General features: G+C 67.9%; 14 protein-coding genes, 1 tRNA gene and 1 pseudogene. 9 read left to right on the top strand and 7 right to left on the bottom strand.

The genetic code is table 11. The features are described from left to right. Positions 1–14: 14 nt before the first annotated feature. Together JWP60_RS09665 and JWP60_RS09660 are read right to left on the bottom strand one after the other, a co-directional pair. Positions 15–656, bottom strand: coding sequence for a response regulator transcription factor (locus JWP60_RS09665; protein ID WP_299789844.1), 642 nt, complete (start codon positions 654–656; stop codon positions 15–17). Further along, entirely contained in the window at positions 653–1,621 is a 969-nt protein-coding gene (locus JWP60_RS09660; RefSeq protein ID WP_299789841.1) for a sensor histidine kinase, read from the bottom strand. Before JWP60_RS09660 ends, JWP60_RS09665 begins: the two co-directional genes overlap by 4 nt. A gap of 213 nt (positions 1,622–1,834) precedes the next feature. Here JWP60_RS09660 and JWP60_RS09655 point away from each other — a divergent pair, with 213 nt between their 5' ends. Together JWP60_RS09655 and JWP60_RS09650 are read left to right on the top strand one after the other, a co-directional pair. Then, positions 1,835–4,066 (top strand): TonB-dependent siderophore receptor, encoded by a 2,232-nt coding sequence (locus JWP60_RS09655; RefSeq protein WP_299789838.1) that lies wholly within the window; start codon positions 1,835–1,837, stop codon positions 4,064–4,066. A gap of 17 nt (positions 4,067–4,083) precedes the next feature. Further along, positions 4,084–4,770, top strand: a complete 687-nt coding sequence (locus JWP60_RS09650; protein WP_299789835.1) for a Fe2+-dependent dioxygenase — start codon at positions 4,084–4,086, stop codon at positions 4,768–4,770. Positions 4,771–4,816: 46 nt separating this feature from the next. Here JWP60_RS09650 and JWP60_RS09645 read toward each other — a convergent pair whose 3' ends face one another. After that, complete coding sequence (locus JWP60_RS09645) at positions 4,817–6,406, bottom strand: sodium:proton antiporter (RefSeq protein ID WP_299789832.1); 1,590 nt, start codon at positions 6,404–6,406, stop codon at positions 4,817–4,819. A 180-nt stretch (positions 6,407–6,586) separates the two neighbouring features. On the opposite strand from JWP60_RS09645, the gene JWP60_RS09640 reads away from it, so the two are divergent. From JWP60_RS09640 to JWP60_RS09615, 6 genes are all read left to right on the top strand, one after another. Then, positions 6,587–8,890 (top strand): alkaline phosphatase family protein, encoded by a 2,304-nt coding sequence (locus tag JWP60_RS09640; protein ID WP_299789830.1) that lies wholly within the window; start codon positions 6,587–6,589, stop codon positions 8,888–8,890. Between the two features lie 53 nt (positions 8,891–8,943). Continuing rightward, entirely contained in the window at positions 8,944–10,314 is a 1,371-nt protein-coding gene (locus JWP60_RS09635; protein WP_299789827.1) for a cytochrome c peroxidase, read from the top strand. Between the two features lie 15 nt (positions 10,315–10,329). After that, on the top strand, positions 10,330–10,974 hold the full coding sequence (locus JWP60_RS09630; RefSeq protein ID WP_299789825.1) for a hypothetical protein: 645 nt from the start codon (positions 10,330–10,332) through the stop codon (positions 10,972–10,974). A 7-nt stretch (positions 10,975–10,981) separates the two neighbouring features. Beyond that, a complete protein-coding gene (locus JWP60_RS09625) occupies positions 10,982–11,869 on the top strand; it encodes a 2OG-Fe(II) oxygenase (RefSeq protein WP_299789822.1) in 888 nt (295 codons plus the stop codon). Between the two features lie 139 nt (positions 11,870–12,008). Continuing rightward, complete coding sequence (locus JWP60_RS09620) at positions 12,009–13,484, top strand: ATPase domain-containing protein (protein WP_299789819.1); 1,476 nt, start codon at positions 12,009–12,011, stop codon at positions 13,482–13,484. An 8-nt stretch (positions 13,485–13,492) separates the two neighbouring features. Then, on the top strand, positions 13,493–15,046 hold the full coding sequence (locus tag JWP60_RS09615; protein ID WP_299789816.1) for an ATP-binding protein: 1,554 nt from the start codon (positions 13,493–13,495) through the stop codon (positions 15,044–15,046). A gap of 35 nt (positions 15,047–15,081) precedes the next feature. Here the strand turns inward: JWP60_RS09615 and JWP60_RS26755 are convergent. Then, a pseudogene (locus JWP60_RS26755) lies at positions 15,082–15,324 on the bottom strand (recombinase family protein); the annotation flags it as partial. Positions 15,325–15,571: 247 nt separating this feature from the next. Here JWP60_RS26755 and JWP60_RS09610 point away from each other — a divergent pair. Continuing rightward, positions 15,572–15,736 (top strand): hypothetical protein, encoded by a 165-nt coding sequence (locus JWP60_RS09610; RefSeq protein WP_299789813.1) that lies wholly within the window; start codon positions 15,572–15,574, stop codon positions 15,734–15,736. A 263-nt stretch (positions 15,737–15,999) separates the two neighbouring features. Here JWP60_RS09610 and JWP60_RS09605 read toward each other — a convergent pair whose 3' ends face one another. The 3 genes from JWP60_RS09605 to JWP60_RS09595 form a co-directional block, all read right to left on the bottom strand. After that, positions 16,000–16,383, bottom strand: a complete 384-nt coding sequence (locus JWP60_RS09605) for a Rap1a/Tai family immunity protein (protein WP_299789810.1) — start codon at positions 16,381–16,383, stop codon at positions 16,000–16,002. Positions 16,384–17,086: 703 nt separating this feature from the next. Continuing rightward, positions 17,087–17,162: transfer RNA gene (locus tag JWP60_RS09600), tRNA-Lys, on the bottom strand. Between the two features lie 300 nt (positions 17,163–17,462). Beyond that, positions 17,463–18,377 carry a LysR family transcriptional regulator gene (locus JWP60_RS09595; protein WP_363320836.1) on the bottom strand — a complete coding sequence of 305 codons (915 nt, stop codon included), beginning with the start codon at positions 18,375–18,377 and terminating at the stop codon, positions 17,463–17,465. Positions 18,378–18,489 lie beyond the last annotated feature (112 nt).

The following is an 18,489-nucleotide window of genomic DNA, read 5'->3' as shown; positions in this document are numbered from 1 at the left end:
GCCCCGGGGTGTCCCTAGAAGGCGGGCGCAGTCGCGTCGATCAGGCCGTGCCGCAGCGCGAGGTGTACCAGTGCCGCCGGCGTGGCGAGCCCCAGCTTCTCCCGGATCTGCGACTGGTGATTGGCGACGGTCTTGGCGCTCAGGTGCAGCAGCTGCGCGATGTCGGCGACCGCGCGGCCCTGTGCCAGCAGGCGGAAGATCTCGTGCTCCTTGCCGGTGAGCGCCGCCAGGCGCCGCGCATCTTCCGCCAGGGCCGTGCGACTCTGGACGATGTCCGCACTCAGGTAGATGCGGCCGGCATGCGCGGCGCGCACGGCCTGCACCAGCACTTCGGGTTGGCTGCCCTTGGTGACATAGCCGCGGGCGCCCGCTTCGAGCGCGCGTTGCGCCACCAGTGCGCCTTCGTACATGCTGAAGACGAGGCAGCGCGCCTCGGGCAAGCGGGCCAGGATGCGCGTCAACAGCTTCATCCCGCCGGCGCCGCGCATGGAGAGATCCACCACGGTCACGTCGGGCAGGCACTGCGTCCAGAGGTAGAAGCCCGCGTCGGCATCCTCGGCGTCGCCCACCACCCGAAGATCGTCGCTGCGCTCCAGGAAGCGGCGATAGCCCTCGCGCACGACGGCATGGTCGTCGACCAGCAGGATGCGGATCAAGCGGCCAACTCCGGTACGGCCGGCACCCGCACCGCGACGCGCAGGCCCCCGCGCGGCGAGGCCGTGAGAGCCAGCGTGCCGCCGAGGCCCGCGACCCGTTCGGCCATCCCGACCAGGCCCAGGCCCGCATGGCGCCGGCCCTGCGCCATGCCGCAGCCATCGTCATCCACCGTCAGCAAGAGGCCGTGGCCATCACCTTCGGTAGCCAGCGCCAGTTGCACGTGCGCTGCACCCGCGTGCCGCGCCACATTGGTCAGCGCCTCCTGCGCGACGCGATACAGCGCGACGCGCGCTTCGTCGAGCAGGCCCTCGCAGCAGGCGGCGACTTGCACGTTGCAGGCGATGCCATGGCGCTGCGACCAGCCGCTGCCCAAGGCGTGAAGGCTGGCCTCCAGGCCCAGGGCATCCAGCATCGGCGGCCGCAGCCGGGTGAGCATGCCGCGGACCACCGCGTGCAGCCGGTCGACCGCCTCTCGGATCGCGCGCGCGCTGGCGGCGACCGCGGGCAGGTCGCGCGCGCGGCCCTCGTCCTCGATGCCGGCGGCTTCCACGCGGATGCCCACGCACTCCTGCGCCAGCTCGTCGTGCAACTCGCGGGCGATGCGGCCTCGCTCGTCCTCCTGCAGGCGCAGCAGGCGGCGCGCGAGTTCGCGGTTTTGCTGCAGGGCCAGGTGCATGGCCCCCTCCATTTGCATCCGCGCATGGATCTCGCGCGACCGCTCGCGCAGCCGCCGCCAGCCGAACCACGCCAGGCAGGCGCACAGCACCACCAGCGTCAGCGGCAGTTCGTCGAGCTGCCAGAACTCGTGGCGCTCGGTCCAGGCGACCACGCGTTCCGACAGCTCCACCTTGGCGGCAAAGACGAAGAACAGCACCGGAATGGCCGCGACCAGGAAGACGTCGGCCAGCACGCCGCCCCGCGGGACGGGGCTTTCGGAGGGAGGGGGGTGCTGCAGGGCAGGCATCGTTGAGGGCGCAACCGGTGTGGCTGGTCCATTCTGGCGGCGCGGTTCCATCGCCGTGATTGGGACTTCCCGCGTCGCTCCCCCGATTGCATGGCCCGGCTTCTGATACAGTTGATAGGAATACAAATCATTCTCATCTGAGAACGACAGCCAGCCAGGCACCCGCGTGCCAAGCCAGCCGAACAACAAGCAGGAAACCGGCTGGAGGCTGTTATGGCAAAGAAGAAACTCGTCGGCGCGCCGTTCGGGGCAATGATGCTGGCCGCCTCGGTCAGCAACTGGGCCCATGCCCAGCAAGCGGAGACGCCGGCGCTGCGCACGGTGACCGTGACGGGCACGCCCGAGGCGAGCCCGCAAGGCAAGGATGCGATCCAGACCCGGCGCACCACCATCGGCAAGGGCGAGCAGGACATCCGCGACATCCCGCAGTCGATCACGGTGATGACCGAGAAGCTGCTCGACGACGTCAGGCTCGATTCGCTGAAGGAGGCGCTGCACTACACGGCCGGCATCACCTTCGCTGCCGCGGAGAACGGCACCGACCAGGACATCCGCCTGCGCGGCTTTCCGATCGCCAGCACCGGCGACCTGCTGATCGACGGAATGCGCGACCCCTCGCAGTACGACCGCGACACCTTCAACCTCGATCGCATCGAGGTGATGCGCGGTTCGGCCTCGATGCTGTTTGGCCACGGTTCCACCGGCGGCGTGGTCAACCAGGTGAGCAAGAAGCCGCTGCTCGCGAACCAGACCGACGTGGTGGGCACCGTGGGAACGGGCCGCTACGCGCGTACCACCGGCGACTTCAACATCCGCACCGGCGAGACCTCGGCCCTGCGCATCAACGCGATGGTGAACAAGGCGGACAACGACGGCGCGAAGATCGACAAGCAGGGCATCGCGCCCAGTTACGGCTGGGGCCTGGGCACGCCCGACGAGTTCAACGTCGGCCTGTTCTACCTGCACAACGACAACGTGCCGCCCTCGGGCATCCGCTACGTCAATGGCACGCTCGCTGCCGTGAAAGCGGGATCGTTCTATGGCACGACGGCCGACTTCGCCGACGGCGAGGCAAGCTACATCAACGGTTCGTGGCTGCACCTCTTTCCCGACGGTTCGGAGTTGCGCACGCAATTCCGCAGCGGCGTCTTCGACCGCTCGACCTGGGGCAGCACGGTCGCGGCCTGCAGCGTGACCCCGACCGCCACCGGAACCTGCCCGACCGGCGCGCCGGCCGTGAGCTCGCTGGATGCATCGACCTTCCTCAGGCGCAGCGGCCTCACGCCACGCAAGGACCGCTACCAGGCCACGTACGCGCAAAGCGATTACAGCCGCAGCTTCGATGCGTTCGGCGGGCATCACGAATGGCTCGCCGGCGTCGACGCCGCATGGGAGCAGGCGCACCGGTTCCAGAACGACGGCACCGCGCTCGGCACGCGGCCGCCCACCACCGTGGGCACGCCCGACGACGGCGCTGTCCTGGTCGGCACCGGCCACGCGCCGCAGTGGCGCAACTCCAGCAACTATCGGGCGACCTCCTATGGCGTCTACGCGCAGGACCTGGTGCAGGTCGCACCCGCTTGGAAGCTCCTGGGCGGCTTGCGCTACGACCATTTCGCGGGCGACTTCGAACAGCTTTCGTATGCCGCCGGTGCTGCCGGCGCCTTGACCGGCACCACCAGCACGCACCTGTCGAATTCACCCTGGAGCTATCGGGCGGGCGTGCTGTACCAGCCGTCGGCGAGCCGGTCCTGGCACTTTTCCTACGGCACCTCATTCAATACTTCGGCCGACAGCTACCAGTTCGTGACGCCGCAGAACGCGAACACGCCACCCGAGAAAAGCCGCAACATCGAAGTGGGTGCCAAGCTCGACTGGCTGAAGGGCAAGCTGTCCACGCGCGGCGCGCTGTTCCGCACCGACAAGTACAACGAGCGCACCACCGATGCGGACTTCGCTGGCGACGCCTTCCTGCTTTCGGGCAAGCGCCATTCGAGTGGCGTCGAGCTCGATGTGGTGGGTCGCATCACGCCGAGGTGGGAGATCTACGCTTCCTATACCTGGATTCCGGTGGCGAAGATCGATGCGTTGGGCAGCGCGCAGGCGGCCTCGGTGGGCGCCCGCGTCGGCCTCACGCCCAAGCAGTCCGGCGCCTTGTGGGCGAGCTACCAGGCGACGTCGCAGTTGCGGCTGGCCGCGGGTGTGCACGGCGCCTCCGAAAACCGGCCGCTGCAAGGCACCACAGGCGCCGCATCGACCACCGCGCGGGTGCCGGGTTACGCGGTGGTCGATGCGATGGTCGAATACAAGTTCACGCCCGAGGTGTTCCTGCAGGTGAACGTCAACAACGTAGGCAACCACGCCTACGGCGACCAGCTGTACCCGGCCTTCACGATCCTCGGGCCGCAGCGCCAGTTGCTCGCGACCCTGGGCCTGCGCTACTAGGCAAAAGGACTTCGACGATGCTGTTGCAGATCAAGGGCGTGCTGGCGAGCGAGGAGGTGCGCGAGGCGCGCAGGATCCTGGCCTGCGCCCCGTGGGGCGACGGTCGCATCACGGCCGGCAGCCAATCCGCCCTGGCGAAGAACAACGAGCAATTGCCCGAGACCTGCGAGCAGACGCAGCAGCTGCAGCAGTTGCTGCTGCGCGGGCTGGAGCGGCACGAGACCTTCTTTTCCGCGGCGCTGCCCAAGCAGATCTCGCCGCCGCTTTTCAATCGCTACGGCGCCAGCGCCAACAGCTTCGGCAATCACGTGGACAGCGCCGTGCGCTTCCTGCGCAATGGCGCCGGGCGCGTGCGCACCGACATCTCCTGCACGCTGTTCCTGGCCGATCCCGAGGACTACGACGGCGGCGAACTGGTGGTGGAGGACACCTTCGGCGAGCACCGCGTCAAGCTGGCGGCGGGCGACCTGGTGCTTTATCCCGGCACCAGCGTGCACCGCGTGCTGCCCGTGACACGGGGCTATCGCGTGGGCAGCTATTTCTGGATCCAGAGCATGGTCCGCTCCGACGAGCAGCGCCGCCTCCTCTACGAGATGGACAAGCACCTGCGCCGCCTGCGCGTTGGCGCCGGCGAAGCGGACCCGTCGGTGATCGGGCTGACCGGCACGTACCACAACCTGCTGCGCATGTGGATGGACGTGTGAGACACGGAGCAAGAATCACCGGCTGCATCCGGGATCGCAGCGGGCGCTAGCTGCCTTGCGTGGTCGCCGGCGCGGTCTCTTCCGCGTTCGTGCCGCGCAGCGGATCCGACACTTCCATCCAGTCCAGCTCGTTCTCCAGCGCGTGGAAGGCGTCGTCGCCGATGGCGCCGCTGTCACGCATGGCCAGCAGCGCGCTGCGCGCGGATTGCAAGGCGGCTTCGTACGCCCGGCCATGCGCGAGCGTGAAGGCGTCCGACACGCCCGCTTCCACTTGCTCGTCGTTCATGCGCACGCCGAAGTCCTTGCGCACGAGGTCCATCGCCGGCGAGACGCCGGAGGGCAGGGCGGTGAGCACCGTGTCGAGCAGGCGCTGGCGGGCGGCGCGCATTTCCTCGCCGACCGGGTCCCCGTCGCGCAAGTCCAGGGCGCGCAGCAGATGCTTCAGCGTGAGGCCCTGGATCAGCAGCGTGCCCAGCACCACGAAGGCGGCCGTCAGCACGATTAGGTCGCGCAGGGGAAAGCCCGGCGGCAAGGCGATCGCGGCCGCCACCGTGACGATGCCGCGCATGCCGGCCCAGGAGATCACCAGGCCGCTGCCGACGGTGGGACGCAGCATCGGCCGCGGCGGATGGAAGCCGAAGCGCCGGTGCCGCCAGCGCAGCGCTGCGTTGAACGACATGTGCCAGGCCAGTCGCACGACGATCACCGTGACCAGCACCGCGGCCGCGATCAGCAGGTAGCGATCGCGTTCCGGCGCGCCCAGCTGCGCCACGATGGGCCGCACCTGCAGCCCGATGAAGATGAACGCGAAGATGTTCAGCGCGAAGATCACCGTTGCCCAGACCGCGTTGGTCGGAATCCGGATGCGCGCCGGGATCTGCGCCGGCGCCTTGCGCGCCAGCGTCATGGCAAAGCACACCGTGGTCAGCACGCCCGAGAGTCCGACCTGCTCCGCCAGAACCCAGACCGTGAAGGTGCCCACGAACTGCAGGATGATGGCCGTGGGCACGTGCTGGATGCGGCGCATGAGCGCCTGCATCAGCCAGCCCAATGCCGGCCCCGCCACCACGCTGCCCACGACGGCGAGCAGGAACGCGGGCACCACCGCCTGCACCGAGAAGCTCCCCGCCGCGACCGCGCCGATTGCCAGCCGGTAGATCAGCAGCGCGCTCGCGTCGTTCAACAGACTCTCGCCCTCCAGGATCGTGAGGATGCGATGCGGCGGCCGTAGCGGGCGCAGCACCGCGGTCGCGGCGACCGCATCCGGCGGCGCGACGATCGCCCCGAGCGCAATCGCCACGGCCCAGGGCATCGTGGGAAGGAGGGCATGCGCCACGACGGCCACGGCCGCCGTGGTCAGGCCGACGGCGACCACCACCAGCCCGAGGACGGGGCCCCAGTTGTCCTTGAGATCGCGCGCCGACGCATCGAATGCGGCATCGAGCAGCACTGGCGCCACGAACAGGGCCAACGCCAGTTCGGGCGGCAGCCGCAGCACCGGCGCCCCGGGCACGAAGGCCAGCAGGGTGCCTCCCAGCGCGAGGAAGACCGGATACGGCGCGCCCAGTCGCCGCGCCAGCCCGGCCAGCAGCATGGCCGCGCCGAACAGCGCGAGGATCTGCTCGAGTTGCTGCATCCCCGCAGTATGGAGGGATGCGCGCCAGCCAAGGGATCGGCTGGCGCTCGCGCGGCGCGAACTTGCTGGCTGTCACCAGCCCGTCACGAGCGTCTTCGAGACTGCGTGGGTCCGCAAACCTCCACCTTGGCCGGTGCGGGGCGTGGGCACCCCATCCACCGAACCGCAGATCCGAAAACGATGCCCATCTCCGATTCCCGTCCGATCACCAGCTCTCCCGTGCGCACGCTCACCGCCGTCGCCGCGGCCACTGCGCTCCTCGTCGCCTGCGGCGGGGGCAGCTCCGGCAGCGACCCGACGGCCGCCGCCACCGCCTTGAAGGGCGTGATCGTCGCCAGCGCCTATACCGCCGGCAGCAGCACCGATCCCAACCTGGCCGGCGGCTACTACCAGGGCGCGCTGGTGTGCATAGACGCCAACAGCAACGGTCGTTGCGACGACAACGAAAAGTCAGCGACCAGCGATGCCACCGGCGCCTTCACGCTGGCCGATGCACGCGGCTCCGCGGTGATCGCGGACGTTCGTCCCGGCGCCGTCAACACCGCCAGCGGCGTGAAGGTGACCCAGCGCACCGTGCTGCGCCTGTCCGCAGACCAGGCCACGGAGCAGGGCGACGCCGTCGTGATCAGCCCGCTTTCCACCGAACTCGTGCGCCTGATGGAAGCCAACGGCACCGACTACGCCAGCGAGAAGCAGAACCTGGCCGACCGCGTCGGCGCCAGCGCTGCGCAGGTGCTGGCCGACATGAACACCGTGTCCTCCGCGCCGCTGAAGAAAGCGCTGCTCACGGAGTCGAACGCGCTGGCCAACCGCTTCGAGTACGCGATCGCCAAGCTCGATCGCGGCGACCTTTTCCCCGACGCGCTGGCGGTGGCGGGGGGCGATCCCACGCTGACCGGCAAGGCCAGCGTGACCGCCGCCACCGCCACGGTTGCCGAAAGCCGCAAGCCGATCACCTTCCAGCAAGCCGAGCAGGCCGCGTTCCAGGTCGAGGGCATCCCGCGCTACGACCACATCTTCATCGTGATGCTGGAAAACAAGGGCACCAACCGGATCCTCAACTCGCCGTTCGCACCGAAGATCAATGCGTACATGAAGGCGGGCAACCAGTTCACCAGCTACTACGCAACGGGCAACCCCAGCGAGCCGAACTACACGGCGCTGGGCGGCGCGGACGACTTCGGCATCACGGACGACAGCCAGTGGAACTGCGATGCCACGGGCGCCAACGCGCCCGAAGACCTGCCGCTGCCGGACAAGACCCAGCCGGGCCTGGCGAGCTCGCCCTTCAAGGCCACCTGCACGCAGACGGCGGCCGTGAACCACAACATCAAGAACAGCCCCAACCTGTTCAACGCGCTGACGGCACGCGGCATGACCTGGCGCACCTACAACGAGTCGATGAACCCGGGCCAGGACCTGCGCACCGACAGTGTCGCGGACGCTGGCGTCACCGCGGCCGACAACGTGTATGCGCCCGGCACCACCGGCGGCAACGCGGCGCCGATCGGCAACGCGAGCCTCGTGTTCCAGGTGCCGGACGGCCTGTACAAGACCAAGCACCACCCGGGCATGGCCTACCAGAACGTGCGCAGCGCACCGGAGTTCCGCTGGAGCAACCGCACGCTGGGCGGCGGCCAGTGGGACGCCAACCTGAAGAACAGCACGAAGTACGCGATCCCGGCGGGCTACGACTTCGACCAGTTCAGCACCGACCTGGCCAGCAGCAACGTCGGCAACCTGAGCTTCGTGATTCCGGACCAGTGCGACGACATGCATGGCATCACGTACACGGCGACCGATGGCAAGAGCGCCCCGAGCGACTGCGGCGGCAACACCATCATCACCCGTGGCGACAACTACGTCGACCGGGTGGTCAAGCAGATCCAGTCCTCGCCGCTGTGGGCCAATCGCCAGAAGAAAGTCGCCATCGTCGTGATGTTCGACGAAGGCACTGCCACCTCGGGCTTCAACGCCTGCTGCGGCTGGAACCCGGTGAAGACGGCCAGCGCCGGCGCCGGCAACGCGGCCAACCCGCTGAAGCAGAGCGCGGACGGCAGCTTCGCCAAGGACACGTCCGTCAACAACTACGCGAGCGGCAATCGCGGCCACGGCGAGAGCGTGTTCTTCGTGCTGAACAACCAGCCTGACGCGCCCAAGGGCACGGTGGACAGCGACGCGTACAGCCACTTCTCCTTCGTGCGTACGCTGCAGGACATGTTCGGCCTGGCCGACCCCGCGGTGGCCGGCTCGTACATGAATCGCTCGAAGTACACCGAGCGATTCATCGCGGAGAACATCGTCAACCTGCCCGAGTACGCCGGCAGCGCCGACACGCACTTCGACGCGGTGCGGCCGATGAACCATGCGTGGATCGCTCCGGCAACGTACGTTCAGAAGCAGTCCTCCGACATCGACCCGGCGACGACCGCGCAGGTGGGCCCGGACGGCAGCCAGGTCAACCTCTGGTCGCTGAAGAAGTAAGCCTCGGGGCCGGCCCTCGGCGGGGGCCGGCCCGCTGCGCGAACACCAGACCCATGAACAACAATCAGAAGGTGGCCGCTGTCCTGGCGATCGCCTTGTGCCTCGTGATCGTCGTGTCGTGCGGCGGCGGGGGCTCCGGTGCCACCACCGCCAGCACGGCGGGCGTCGGCGCGAATGGCGGCGTCCCTGCCAGCAATCTCAGCGCCAAGGCGCAGGTCGGCCAGAAGATCTTCTTCGACGCCAGCCTCTCGGCATCCGGCAGGATGTCCTGTGCCAGTTGCCACGATCCGAATCACGCCTATGGCCCGCCGAACGACCTGTCGGTGCAATTGGGCGGTCCGGACCTCAAGAGCCCCGGCACCCGTGCCGTGCCCTCGCTGCGCTACAAGGACGTGGTCCCGCCCTACGCGGACCTGCTGGACAACCCGGACGGCATCAGCGCGCCCGGACCCGGCGGCGGCTTCGACTGGGACGGCCGCGCCGCCACACTGGCCGACCAGGCGCGCTTTCCGCTGCTGGCCGTCAACGAGATGGCCAACGCGAGTGCGTCCGACGTGGCCGCGAAGCTGCGCAAGACCGGCTATGTGGCGCTGTTCAAGCAGGCGTTCGGCGACGGCGCCCTCGACCAGGACGAAGGCGCCTTCACCTTCGCGACGCAGGCGCTGCAGGCCTACCAGCTGGAAGACGCGAGCTTCCATCCCTACAGCAGCAAGTTCGACCTGTATGCCAGCAACAAGATCGGTGGTGAGCTCACCGCGGCGCAAGCGCGCGGCATGCGCGTGTTCACCGACGCCAATCGCGGCAACTGCGCGTCCTGCCACTACCAGGGCGCGGGCCTCAACGGCACCTCGGCGCTGTTCACCGACTTCACCTACGAGGCGATCAGCGTGCCGCGCAACATGGCGATCGCGGCCAACCAGGACGCGAACTATCAGGACATGGGCCTGTGCGGGCCGGTGCGCAGCGACCATCTGCCCGCGGCCGCCGGCGCCGCGAACAAGTTCTGCGGGCTGTTCAAGGCGCCGACCCTGCGCAACGTGGCGCAGCGCGCGAGCTTCTTCCACAACGGTGCGATGCACTCGCTGGAGCAGGTGGTCCGCTTCTACAACACGCGCGACACGATGCCGCAGCTCTGGTATCCGACCGTGGGCGGCACTGCCAAGGCGACGCCGGATCGCGACTTCCCCACCTACGGCCTGATCACGACCCAGTACGTGGGCGGCACCGTGCAGAAGTTCGACGACCTGCCGGCGGCCTACCGCGCCAACATCGACGCGCAGATGCCCCTGGATGGCCGCGCCGCCGGCAGCGCCAATCCCATGAGTGAAGCGGACGTCCAGGACCTGATCTGCTTTCTCAAGACCCTCGACGACGGCTATCAGCCGCCCACCTCTGCGCCCACATCGGGCAGCTGCATCAACTGAGCGCATGCAAGCACCATGAATCAGATCCCCCGCATCTCCCTTGCCCTGTCCGTGTCGGCCGCGCTGCTGGCCGCCTGCGCCCCGGTGGCCGACCCCACCGCGGCCAACGAAGCGAACTTGACCCAGGCCATGCAGGCCTATCTCGCCAGGCGCGGCGACCTGTGCGTCGGCCGCAGTGCCTGGCCCGTGGTCGTCACGCGCGAGGAGGCCGCCCAGGGCTCGCGCAATTCGGTGCAGCTTCCCGTGCTGGAGCGCCTGGGGCTGGTCAAGTCGAGCGTCGTCCAGGTGACGACCGGCGAAGCGGCCCGCCATCGCACGGAGGCCCGCCGCTACGAGCTGACCGAGGCGGGCGGCAAGTTCTACCTGGCGCACGCGCCCCACAAGCGCGAAACCGGCCACCCCGTGGCCGATCATGATTTCTGCGCGGGACGCCTGAGCCTCAAGCGCGTGGTGCGCTGGGAGCCAGCGAGTTCGCGCGGCCCAGGCGCCGAGACGATCGTGACCTACACCTACGACATCACGCCGGCAACCTGGGCCGCCGACCCCGAGGTGCGCCAGGTCTTCCCGATGGTCGACCGCGTGCTGCGCGGCGCCGGCACCATGGAACTGAAGGAAGCGATGGTGCTCACGCCCCAGGGCTGGGAAGCCAGGGATCTGTGAGCGCCGCATGAATGAGCGCATCGGCTTCACGCGTGAGTTGCGTGACTGGGTGCTGCACAACGTGGACCGCGGCGTTCCGCCCGGGCCGCTGGCGCGCACGCTCGCGGAGCAGGGCTTCGACGGCGAGGCCGCCACGGCGGTGGTCGAGACGCTGTGGTCGGCGCGGGCCCGCGGCGTGGCTTTGCCCGAGGATGGCATCGACGCCGAGGAAGTGCAGGCCGCACGCTACCGCTACGAGGAGCCGCGCCTCCCGACCGGCATCAGCATCGATGTGGGTGACCGCCGCGTGCGCGTGGCGCTGCGCCTGGAGCGGCCCATGGTGGCCGTGCTCGACGGCGTCTTCAGCCCCGAGGAATGCGACGCGCTGATCGCGCTGACCCAGCCGCGGCTGCAGCCCTCGACGTTGGTCGACCCGGCGTCGGGCCAGGACGTCACGAGCGCCAAGCGCACCAGCCAGGGCCTGTTCTTCCGGCCGCAGGAGAACGCGCTGATCGATCGGATCGACCGGCGCCTGGCCCGCCTCATGGGCCTGCCGCTCGCGAACGGGGAGGGCCTGCAGGTGCTGCACTACGCGGCCGAAGGCGCCCAGAGCGCACCGCATTTCGATTTCCTGCTGCCCACCAACAGCGCCAACCAGGCGTCCATCAGCCGCAGCGGCCAGCGCGTGAGCACCCTGGTCGCTTACCTGAACGACCCGGAGGAAGGCGGCGAAACGGTGTTCCCGGAAGCGGGCATCAGCGTGGCGCCGCGCAAGGGCAGCGCGCTGTATTTCGAGTATTGCAACAGCGCAGGGCAACTGGATCCCCTCTCCTTGCACGCCGCCCTGCCGGTGCTGGCCGGCGAGAAGTGGGTTGCGACGCGCTGGATGCGGCAGCGGGCTTTCCGGACGGCCTAGAAGGACCGGCGCTTTCGCGGCGATAACGCGCATTTCGCACCCGCGCCAGCCCTTGGGGCAAAGGAGCGCTGGCTGCTTTCGTATGATGCATGCCGCTGGCCGCGCGGATCACTGCGCATGGCCACCGGAGGGCATTCACTTGAACAACGCAAGTACAGGGATCCCGGGACTCGACGACGTGCTTGGCGGCGGCTTCACGCCCGGCCGGCTGTATCTGATCGAGGGTACCCCTGGCGCCGGCAAGACCACCTTGGCCCTGCAGTTCCTGATGGAAGGTGCGCGTGCGGGCGAGTCGGTCCTTTACGTCACGCTGTCGGAAACCGTCGACGAACTCAAGGGCGTGGCGGAGTCCCACGGCTGGGACCTGGCCGGCCTGCAGACGCGCGAGCTGCTCCCGTCGCAGGAGAGTCTGCAGCCCGACGAGCAGTACACGGTGTTCCACCCTTCCGAGGTGGAACTCGGCGAGACCACGCAGCGCGTGCTGGCCGATGTGGAACAGCTCAATCCCACGCGCGTCGTCTTCGACTCGCTGTCGGAACTGCGCTTGCTGGCCGGCACCTCCTTGCGGTATCGGCGGCAGATCTTGGCGTTGAAGCAGTTCTTTGCCGGCCGCGGCTGCACCGTGATGCTGCTGGACGACATGACCTCGGCCGACCATGACCAGCAGGTGCAGAGCATCTCGCACGCCGTCCTGCGGCTCGAGCAGCTGCACTCCGACTATGGCTCTTCGCGGCGACGACTGCTGGTGCTGAAGTACCGCGGCCGGCGCTTCCGCGAGGGCTACCACGACTACAAGATCGACAAGGGCGGATTGATCGTGTTCCCGCGCCTGGTCGCCGGTGAACATGTGAGCAAGGCCCTTCAGGCCAAGCTGCCCAGCGGCGTGCAGACGCTGGACGATCTGCTGGGCGGAGGCATCGCGCGCGGTTCGAGCACGCTGGTGGTGGGCGCGCCGGGTACCGGCAAGTCGACCTTGGCGATGCAGTTCGCGTTTGCAGCGGCGCAACGCGGGGAGTGCGCGGCGCTGTTCATCTTCGATGAAACGATGACGAACCTCGTCAATCGCGCGGAAAGCCTGGGCATGGACCTGCGGCCGTACCTGGCATCCGGCCACATCCGGATCCGGCAGGTGGATCCCGCCGAAATGTCTCCGGGCGAACTGGTCCACGGAATCCGGCTGGCCGTGGAGTCGCACGACGCGAGGGTGGTGGTGATCGACAGCCTGAACGGCTATCTCAATGCGATGCCCGACGAACGATTCCTGATCGTGCAACTGCATGAACTGCTGATGTACCTCGCGCAGGCCGACGTGGCGACGATGATGATCGGCGCGCACCAGGGGCTCATCGGATCGCAGATGCAGTCGCCGGTCGACGCGAGCTATCTCGCCGACTCGGTGATCCTGCTGCGCTACTTCGAGACGAACGGGGAGGTCCGGCAGGCGATCTCGGTCGTGAAGAAGCGCACCGGGCACCACGAAAGAACGATCCGCAGCTTCACGATGTCCGGCCGCGGTCTCGAGCTCGGCCCGCCCCTGAGGGAGTTCCGCGGCATCCTCACCGGTGTGCCGACACCGGTGGAGCGGAGAGCGGATACCGAACAAGGGCACGGGTGACGGCTGCGATGGATCCGAGCGGGGAACTGCGCGTGCTGCTGCGTGCGGCGACCGCGAAAGACTGCGAACTGATGATTTCAACGCTGCGGCGGGCCGGTATCGAAAGCGCGTCGTGCCTCGATTGCAACGACATCTTGCGCGAAATCGGCCATGGCGCGGGCGTGCTGGTCCTGGCAGAGGAACTGCTGCAGGACCCCGCCTTCGCGAAAGTGCTGTCGGCCCTGCAGACGCAGCCGGACTGGTCCGATCTTCCCGTCATCGTGTTGGCGCGCACCGGCGCGGACTCGCCGGCCATTGCCCGGATCATGGAAGCCCTGGGCAGCTTGACGGTGCTGGAGCGCCCGATGCGCGTTGCCGCTTTCGTCAGTGCAGTGCGGGCGGCGCTGGCCGGACGCAAGCGCCAGTACGTGCTGCGGGCAACGCTCGAGGGCCTGCGCGAGGCCGACCAGCGCAAGACGGAATTTCTCGCCACCCTGGCGCACGAACTTCGCAACCCGCTGGCGCCGATGCGCACGGCGCTCTCGGTGCTGATGAACAAGCAGCCGGATGCGCAGACCTCGCGCAAGTTCTTCGAGATGATGGATCGCCAGGTGCAGCACATGGTGCGCCTGATCGACGACCTGCTGGAGGTGTCCCGCATCACCCGCGGCAAGATCGCGTTGCAGATCCAGCCCGTCGACCTGATCGAAGTGCTGCGCGATGCCGCCGACGTGAGTCGCCCGCTCGCCGAGGCGGCCGGCCAGCAGCTGGTGCTGCGGCTTCCCGCCGGCCGCATCGACGTGGCCGCCGACAAGGTGCGCCTGGTGCAGGTGTTCGCCAACCTGATGAACAACGCTTCGCGCTATTCGCCGGCGGGGACGCAGATCGAGATCGCGGTGGCGCGCAACGGAGCCGACGCCGAGGTCGTCGTGCGCGACCAGGGGATCGGGATCCCGGCGGACATGCTGGGCGAAGTGTTCGAGCTGTTCGTGCAGGTGGGAGACGCCGCGCGCGCTGCGCAGGGCGGCCTGGGCATCGGCCTGACGCTGGTGCGCAAGCTCGTGGAACTGCACGGCGGATCGGTAGACGCGCAAAGCGCCGGCAGCGGCAAAGGCTCGGTCTTCACCGTGCGCCTGCCCACCTGCGACCGCGAAGAAGCGGTGGTGCCTGCTGCGTACGCGACGCTGGACTTGCTCGGGCAAAAGGTGCTGATCGTCGACGACAACGCCGACGCCGCCGATTCGCTCGCCTTGCTCGTCGCTATGTTCGGCGCGACGGTCAAGGTGGCCTATGCCGGTGCGGATGCCTTGCGGCTCGTCGAGGAATTGCGGCCCGACATCGGCATCCTCGACCTGGGCATGCCGGGCATGGACGGCTACGAGCTCGCGCGCACGCTGCGCGGCAGTCCTGAAACCGCGGGGATGTTCCTGGTCGCGCTCACGGGTTGGGGCCAGGATTCGGATCGCGTGAAAGTCAGCGCGGCCGGTTTCGACCGGCACCTGTTGAAGCCGGTGGACATCCAGGATCTCGCTGCAGCGCTGGCACAGGCGCATCCGGCAAGCGAGGAGACCAAGAGAACCTGAAGATCGGGGAGGGAGACATCTTGGAAGCGGCCCCATCGTGTGACGTCGAAGACCAAGATCGCAGTAAAGGGGCAGTTCTCGTGCGCCACGTCTGACAGCAGGCGCTGCATGCCCGCTCGCCCGCTGAGGCTCAAGCCACTGCGTGCTTCATCGATGTACGTTGCGATGATGCGTATCTCGTTCGCTGACGCGTACTTTGCAATCGCTTCTGATTGAGCGCCAATCGAGAACGGCTGCGTCGTCGATGACATCCGGAGGTACTGGGCTGCATGCCGCATCTTGAGAACTCCCTGAGGATCGTGCTGGGGGTGTTTACGCCCCGAGCAACACAGCGGACTCAAGTCGCGGTGTGGTGCAGGGATGAGGAGTCCTGGCGAGTGATGATCGCGGCGTCTACCTGATCGTGGCGCGTTCTGGGGGCGTTGGCGACATCGCGACGCCGGGGTGACGTCATCGCGGTGGAGGAGCGACCACGGCTCACCGGCGCTGATGCGTGCGAAGATGACCACTCGAAGGAGAACACCGATGGGCTGCTGGGCGCGGGCTCTGCTCACGACAATCGCGCTGCTGGTCGCGGCCGCCTCGGCTGCCCAGGATCTACAGCGCGGCTTTCGCTACTACCAGGACATCGCCGCCGGCAGGAAACGCATCGAGCAACTGAGCCCCGCCGAAGTTCGCGAGGTGCTGTAGGTGCAGCGCATCGTGCGGGACGACACCGCGTCGCCCGAATGCCGCGACGCCAGGTCGAAAGCCCGCTCTGCTGCATCCGAACTCGCGAGCTCCTCGAAACGCCTGACCAGATGCGCGGAGGCAGAAGACTTCTCCGACGAGTGCGATTCGGAGTTTCGGCGCGCGAAGAGGGACCACGACGACTATGAGCGCGCCGTGTCAGACGTGGGCAGTGCTTGCGGGTAGCGACAGGCCGGCAGCCAGTCGCATCCGGGGAGTGACGTTCAGCCGGCCGCGACTGACCCTGACCGGGCCCCAGTGCCTATGGACAGCTCCAAGCCTGTCCCAAGACAGTGAACACGATGGACCCAGTCGTAATGCCGCTCTCCGGGATTGTTCTCCAGGTACTGCTTCACCATGTCCTTTGCTTGCTCTACGGTCGATCCTTCGGGTGCGCAAAAGAGGGGCTGTCCGCCCCACTCCCTCTGAGCTATCCGAGAAACCGAGGCTGCGTCGAGGAAGCCCCGGATGTACGCGGTCGTGCCGACCGTCGCGATGGTGCGATCAGGCTCGCGAAGATCCTTCAGAAGGTCGTTTCCGGTGAGCGCGTGGGCACGGGTCACGATCAGCGAGCCGGCCGCGAGAGCCGCCAAAGCCGTCTTCCTCATCAACATCCCTCCCGTGGCTCAGTGTGCCGCACGGCGCAGATCACACGTTGATCGTGGCGGACTGGCGCCGGCGCCTACCGGGGTTGCCCACGCCACCTCTGGCAGATTATGGCAACGAAGCATCGGTGCGATCCCGCCGACGTCTCCCGCGCGCAGCAGCGTGCACGCCGCATAGCCGCGCAGCCCCGGCGCAGAATCTCGGGTGCTGTGGAAGACGAACTTGTTCAGATCGAGCAACGCATAGTGGACGTGGAGCTGCGGGTGACAGAACTGCTTCGAAGTATTGAGGAGCGCCACAGTGGCTGAAGGGCGACGCAGCCGCTGGAGGTGAGGCTGCGAACGGCACAAGCGCTGCGCGATGTTCTATACAACTGCCGCGCTCTGCTGTTCACACGCCAGCGCGACAAGCCTGGGACGCTTTGAAACATGCGCGCTCCCCTCGCGCGAAGGCCGCCGGCACCTCCGATCGCACGATCCGTCATGCCCGTTCCTGCCGCGCCGTGTCGATCAGGATCGCGCGCGCGGGCATCGGCGTGCACGGGAACTGACGCGGTTGCACCCCGACGGCCAGGGAAGGAGGGAGCGGAATCCTGCGCCTCCCCGGCTACATGGTGGCTACACGAGCTGATCGAATCCACGGAGCCTATAAGCGGCCGCTACGTGTTTGATAGCAGAAGAAGGCGAAGGGAGAGGGCTGGGAAAGTGGTGGGTCCTGACAGATTCGAACTGTCGACCTACGGATTAAGAGTCCGCTGCTCTACCAACTGAGCTAAGAACCCACTGTCCGGAGCGAGCTTCGAAGTTCGAAGCTGCGATGGGGACGAAGTATAGCACCGCGGCCGGGCAGGCCTCTTCGGCCGCTGCGGGATCGACAATCCTCGATGGTGCGGCGTGTGTCCCCGCGGCCGTGCGCTAAAGCGCGGCATGAACACCTCAATGCACGCTGACCCGCAAGGCCCGCTCCATCAGTGCGCTCAGCTCGTCGATTGCGTAGGGGGGCCTACACGACGTCGGATAGCGCCAAGCGATGTGCGCTGGATGCGTGCCGGCTGTACAGCGACTGCACTCGCCGACCGGGATCAGGGCTGCGGCATGTCCAGCCCGAGGCCTTCCACCGTGCGGCGCGAATGCTCGATCAGATAGTCCATGAAGGCCCGCGTGCGCGCAGGCATGTACTTGCGGCTCGGTAGGGCCGCAATCAGCGTGAGCCGCGCCGTGATCCACGGCGCCAGCACGCGCTGCAGCAGGCCTGCCTTCAGCAAGGGCGCGAGCAGGTCGATCGGCTGGCTGCTGATGCCGCCGCCTTCCAGCGTGGCACGCAGCAGCGTGTCGGTGTGGTTGGCGGTCATCACGGCCGGCACATCCAGTTCCAGCAGGCGGTCCTGCTGGGTGGGATCGAGCAGGCGCATGGGACCGAGACGCACGCCGGGCGTGCGCAGGCGCAGGCAGCGGTGGCGCAGCAGGTCTTCCGGTGTCCGGGGCTCGCCATGCTGCCCGAGGTAGGCGGGAGCGGCGCAGAACACGGCCTGGCTCAGGATCACGGGACGGGCGATGACGTCGGGATCGATATGGACGGTGCTGTTCAGGACCGCCAGGTCATGGTCGTGGACTGCCGGATCGGGCGAGTCCTCCACGTGGACGTCCACGAACACCGAGGGATGCAGCTTCTGGAAGCCGATGATCGCCGGTGCGAGGGTGTGCGTCGCGGCCACCGGGGGCGCCAGGACCCGCACCCTGCCGCTCATTTCCCTGGTTTCGGCCTGCACCATCGCATCCGCATCGTCGATCTCGGACAGGATCGTCCGCACCCGCTCCAGGTACCGTTCGCCCGACTGGGTCAGCGACAGCCTGCGGGTGGTTCGCTGCAGCAGGCGCACACCCAGATGCTCCTCCAGGTCGCTGACCAGCCGGGTCACCACGGCGGGCGCGAGGTCCATCTTGCGCGCGGCTGCTGCGAAGCCGCCTTCGTCCACCACCTGTTGAAACACCCGCATGGATTGCAGCCTATCCATATCTACCTCGACGTTTGACGGCGCGCGATTATTGACCGAAGCGCAATGCGCGGATGACGCCCGTGCTGTTTTTCCGCAGGCCTTGCGTCCATAC

The organism is Ramlibacter sp., assembly GCF_028291745.1.
GTDB lineage: Bacteria > Pseudomonadota > Gammaproteobacteria > Burkholderiales > Burkholderiaceae_C > Ramlibacter.
This window is presented reverse-complemented; position numbering and strand designations above follow the sequence as displayed.

Bases quoted from the DNA above. Each gene is read 5' to 3' on its own strand.
- JWP60_RS09635 (WP_299789827.1), top strand. From the start codon at position 8,944: ATGAACAACAATCAGAAGGTGGCCGCTGTCCTGGCGATCGCCTTGTGC.
- JWP60_RS09610 (WP_299789813.1), top strand. From the start codon at position 15,572: ATGGGCTGCTGGGCGCGGGCTCTGCTCACGACAATCGCGCTGCTGGTC.
- JWP60_RS09660 (WP_299789841.1), bottom strand. From the start codon at position 1,621: ATGCCTGCCCTGCAGCACCCCCCTCCCTCCGAAAGCCCCGTCCCGCGG.
- JWP60_RS09645 (WP_299789832.1), bottom strand. From the start codon at position 6,406: ATGCAGCAACTCGAGCAGATCCTCGCGCTGTTCGGCGCGGCCATGCTG.
- JWP60_RS09615 (WP_299789816.1), top strand. From the start codon at position 13,493: ATGGATCCGAGCGGGGAACTGCGCGTGCTGCTGCGTGCGGCGACCGCG.
- JWP60_RS09655 (WP_299789838.1), top strand. From the start codon at position 1,835: ATGGCAAAGAAGAAACTCGTCGGCGCGCCGTTCGGGGCAATGATGCTG.
- JWP60_RS09650 (WP_299789835.1), top strand. From the start codon at position 4,084: ATGCTGTTGCAGATCAAGGGCGTGCTGGCGAGCGAGGAGGTGCGCGAG.
- JWP60_RS09605 (WP_299789810.1), bottom strand. From the start codon at position 16,383: ATGAGGAAGACGGCTTTGGCGGCTCTCGCGGCCGGCTCGCTGATCGTG.
- JWP60_RS09595 (WP_363320836.1), bottom strand. From the start codon at position 18,377: ATGCGGGTGTTTCAACAGGTGGTGGACGAAGGCGGCTTCGCAGCAGCC.
- JWP60_RS09630 (WP_299789825.1), top strand. From the start codon at position 10,330: ATGAATCAGATCCCCCGCATCTCCCTTGCCCTGTCCGTGTCGGCCGCG.
- JWP60_RS09625 (WP_299789822.1), top strand. From the start codon at position 10,982: ATGAATGAGCGCATCGGCTTCACGCGTGAGTTGCGTGACTGGGTGCTG.
- JWP60_RS09640 (WP_299789830.1), top strand. From the start codon at position 6,587: ATGCCCATCTCCGATTCCCGTCCGATCACCAGCTCTCCCGTGCGCACG.